The organism is Sneathiella sp., from assembly GCF_041689005.1.
GTDB lineage: Bacteria > Pseudomonadota > Alphaproteobacteria > Sneathiellales > Sneathiellaceae > Sneathiella.
In genome coordinates this window covers 1-3,095 of record NZ_JBDNHC010000150.1, presented here as the reverse complement: position 1 = coordinate 3,095, position 3,095 = coordinate 1, and the positions used below count along the sequence as shown (strand labels likewise).

The 3,095-nt window shown below is 54.8% G+C and carries 3 protein-coding genes; 2 read left to right on the top strand and 1 reads right to left on the bottom strand.

The genetic code is table 11. From position 1 onward, the window contains the following. Nucleotides 1-236: 236 nt before the first annotated feature. On the top strand, nucleotides 237-1,277 hold the full coding sequence (locus tag ACESNI_RS16845; protein ID WP_373089122.1) for a YeiH family protein: 1,041 nt from the start codon (nucleotides 237-239) through the stop codon (nucleotides 1,275-1,277). Nucleotides 1,278-1,505: 228 nt separating this feature from the next. Then, the gene (locus tag ACESNI_RS16840) at nucleotides 1,506-2,330 is read left to right on the top strand and encodes an IS5 family transposase (RefSeq protein WP_373089120.1); all 825 of its coding nucleotides are present in this window, start codon (nucleotides 1,506-1,508) and stop codon (nucleotides 2,328-2,330) included. A 293-nt stretch (nucleotides 2,331-2,623) separates the two neighbouring features. Here the strand turns inward: ACESNI_RS16840 and ACESNI_RS16835 are convergent. Beyond that, nucleotides 2,624-3,095, bottom strand: a 472-nt coding sequence (locus ACESNI_RS16835) for an integrase core domain-containing protein (RefSeq protein WP_373089118.1), incomplete at its 5' end; no start/stop codon positions are given.

Sequence of the window (3,095 nt, the reverse complement as noted above, 5' to 3'; positions counted from 1 at the left end):
TGCGCCGTCGGACTTTGCGAACCGTCCGCTAAACGCCGACACGCTCGAAGTCGCGGACATCCATGATCTTCATGGCACCGATCTCCTCTGGGAGGCGCTCAAGAGCTACGTCCTGTTGTTCCTGAATGGCGTCTCGCTCGCTCATCCAGAAAACGCCCATCTGGCTTGAAATTCCATCACCTGTATTCGTCGCGCAACGTCAAGCACTTGGCGTGCGGTCAAGGAGACATTGTCCGATGACTGCCCCATTGGCTCCACGCGGCGACTTCTTTGGTCGCATCCAGGTCTTTTTAACTGAGAACAGTCCCGGATTTGCCGTTTCCGTTGTTGTAGCAGCGGCGGCACAATTTCTGTCCGACCACTATGGCGCTCCGGCCATGTTGATGGCATTGCTCCTGGGCATCGCATTTCACTTCCTTGCCGAAGAAGGCTGGTGCGTTCTCGGCATCGCACTTACATCCCGTACCGTGTTGCGCATCGGCGTTGCACTGTTGGGCGCGCGTATCAGCGTGGAACTGCTGATCGGATTGGGGCCGAAATTGATTGGTTTGGTTGTTGCTGGCGTTATTCTCACGATCCTAGTAGGCCTCATCGGGGCCAAGCTGCTGGGCCGGGGCTGGCGTTTTGCACTCTTGACCGGTGGGTCTGTTGCCATCTGCGGGGCATCTGCCGCGATGGCCATTGCCGCAGTCCTGCCCAAGAATGAGCATTCCGAGCGCAACTTGATTTTTACGGTCCTGAGTGTGACTGTCTTGTCCACGCTCGCGATGGTCGCCTATCCGATTATTTCGGCAGCGGTTGGTCTCGACAGCCGTGCGACGGGAGTCTTCATTGGGGGCACCATCCATGATGTGGCACAGGTTGTCGGTGCCGGTTTTTCGGTGAGCAATGAAACAGGCGAGACTGCAACGCTTGTGAAATTGATCCGCGTGACAATGTTGGCACCGGTCGTCCTGATCTTTTCCCTCGTTATCTGCACCTATGCGGAGAACGACGAGGATGTCGACGGTAAACGCCCCCCTCTCATGCCGTTTTTCATTCTCATGTTTCTGCTGCTGGCGGCAATCAACTCTTTCGGCCTGATCCCATCCTTCGTGCAGGCATTCCTGTCTGATCTTTCGAAATGGGCGTTGTTGGTCTCGATTGCTGCGGTCGGCATGAAAACGTCTCTCAAGGGTATCGTGGGTGTCGGCGGTCAGGCAATCATACTGATTGTAGTCGAGACCATCTTTATCGCCGGCTTCATTCTATATGGCATCACGCATTTCGGCAGTTAAAACGTAGGGGGCCTAATCGAATGCATGGCGTGGTCCTGTCGTGTGTGGACGACTCCGTTTGCGCAAGGGTTAACCAGCTCATACAACGACGAACTCGGAGCCCGACATCTGAGGAGAACCCCGATCGAATCTTTCGTTGCTTTTCTTTTAGAGGCCAACCGAAAATTATGTTGAGTGATTCCAGCAGGTTGTGATTCTCTGTTGTTTGCAAAGACAAAGGAGGATCGGATGGCCTGGACTGAAATCACTCGGAAACAATATGAGCGCAGACACTTGCGCTATGCAAGCGATTGTACAGACGAGGAATGGGCGTTGATCGCGCCCTTCATGCCTGCGCCGAACAAGGTCGGTCGGCCTCGCAAATGGCCGATGTGCGAGATATGGAATGCGATCCAGTATATAGCGGCGACGGGCTGCCAGTGGGCGATGCTACCAAAAGACTTTCCACCCTTCACGACGGTTCAGTACTATTTCTACCAATTGCGCGACAGCGGCATGCTCGACATCATCAACGAAACGCTGGTCATGTCCGCGCGCCTTTTGGCTGGTCGAGCGGCAGAGCCGACAGCGGGTGTGATCGACAGCCAAAGCGTGAAAACCACGGAAAGCGGCGGCCCGCGCGGCTTTGATGCGGGCAAGAAGATTACAGGCCGCAAGCGTCACATCCTCACCGATACGCAAGGCAATATGCTGGGTGCGATCACGCACACCGCCAATATACAGGACAGGGATGGCGCACCGGTCGCCATCGCATACACGAAAGAGAGCTTCCCCAGCCTTGCCCATCTGTTCGCCGATGGCGGTTATGCCGGGCAAAAGCTGGAAACGGTTCTTCAAAACATGGATGGGCCGACCATCGAGATCGTCAAGCGCCCCGATGGCGCAAAAGGGTTTGTCGTTATCGCAAGGCGCTGGGTTGTCGAGCGCACATTTGCTTGGCTGGGAAGATGTCGTCGCCTGGCCAAAGACTGGGAGGCAACCATCGCATCTTCCGAGGCATGGCTGCTCATCGCCTCCATCCGGCGCACCACCCGCCTTATTGCAAGGGCTTGAAATCAATGGGTATTAATTTTGAGTCGGGCTCTTAGAGAAGCAAATGTGTGCATCTATTGGGTCCCCACTTCTGCCGCAAACTTTCGATAATGTCCTATAACATCTTTTGCCTCGGTCTGTTGAAAACCAAGGCTGGCATCCAAGAACTCGATGAAATGCTGTTCGGATTCTGTATCCACGGGGCCATAACGAAGGCTCGAACGATAGATATTAACGGCCGAAGTCTGGAGAATTGTGGAGGGCTGCTTCCCTGCCGTTGTTGCTGATACGGCAAGGAATGCCCATGCTATCGCCTAGGTGTTTAGTCCCGGAGTGTGATGGGTTGGATTTAGCTTGAAGGGTTTTGGTTCTTTTTTCCAGCACTGAACGATGTGCTCGAAGGGTGTGAGGCCTCGGAGGGTCTTGAGTCGTTTAGCGTAATTGTAAGCGTTGACGAAGTTCTGGAGATGTTCACGGAGCTGATCGTGGTTGCCGTAGTGATACCGCCGGACCGTTGCCTCTTTCAGTGTTCTGTTCATCCTCTCGACCTGCCCATTGGTCCAGGGGTGGTTCGGTTTTGTCAACCGATGCTCGATACTGTTCTCGGCACAGACCCGATCAAACTGATGCCCCATCATGGTAGCATTCGGGCCGTCACGGTAACGCCTGGGATGACAGAACTGGACGCCGTTGTCGGTTAGCACCGTATGGATCTGGTAAGGCACAGCATCGACAAGATTGCTTAGAAACTGACTGGCGATGGCGCGTGTCGCCCGGTTGTGCAGT

Excerpts from the sequence above, each read along its gene's own strand:
- ACESNI_RS16845 (WP_373089122.1), top strand. The coding sequence starts at position 237 with ATGACTGCCCCATTGGCTCCACGCGGCGACTTCTTTGGTCGCATCCAG.
- ACESNI_RS16840 (WP_373089120.1), top strand. The coding sequence starts at position 1,506 with ATGGCCTGGACTGAAATCACTCGGAAACAATATGAGCGCAGACACTTG.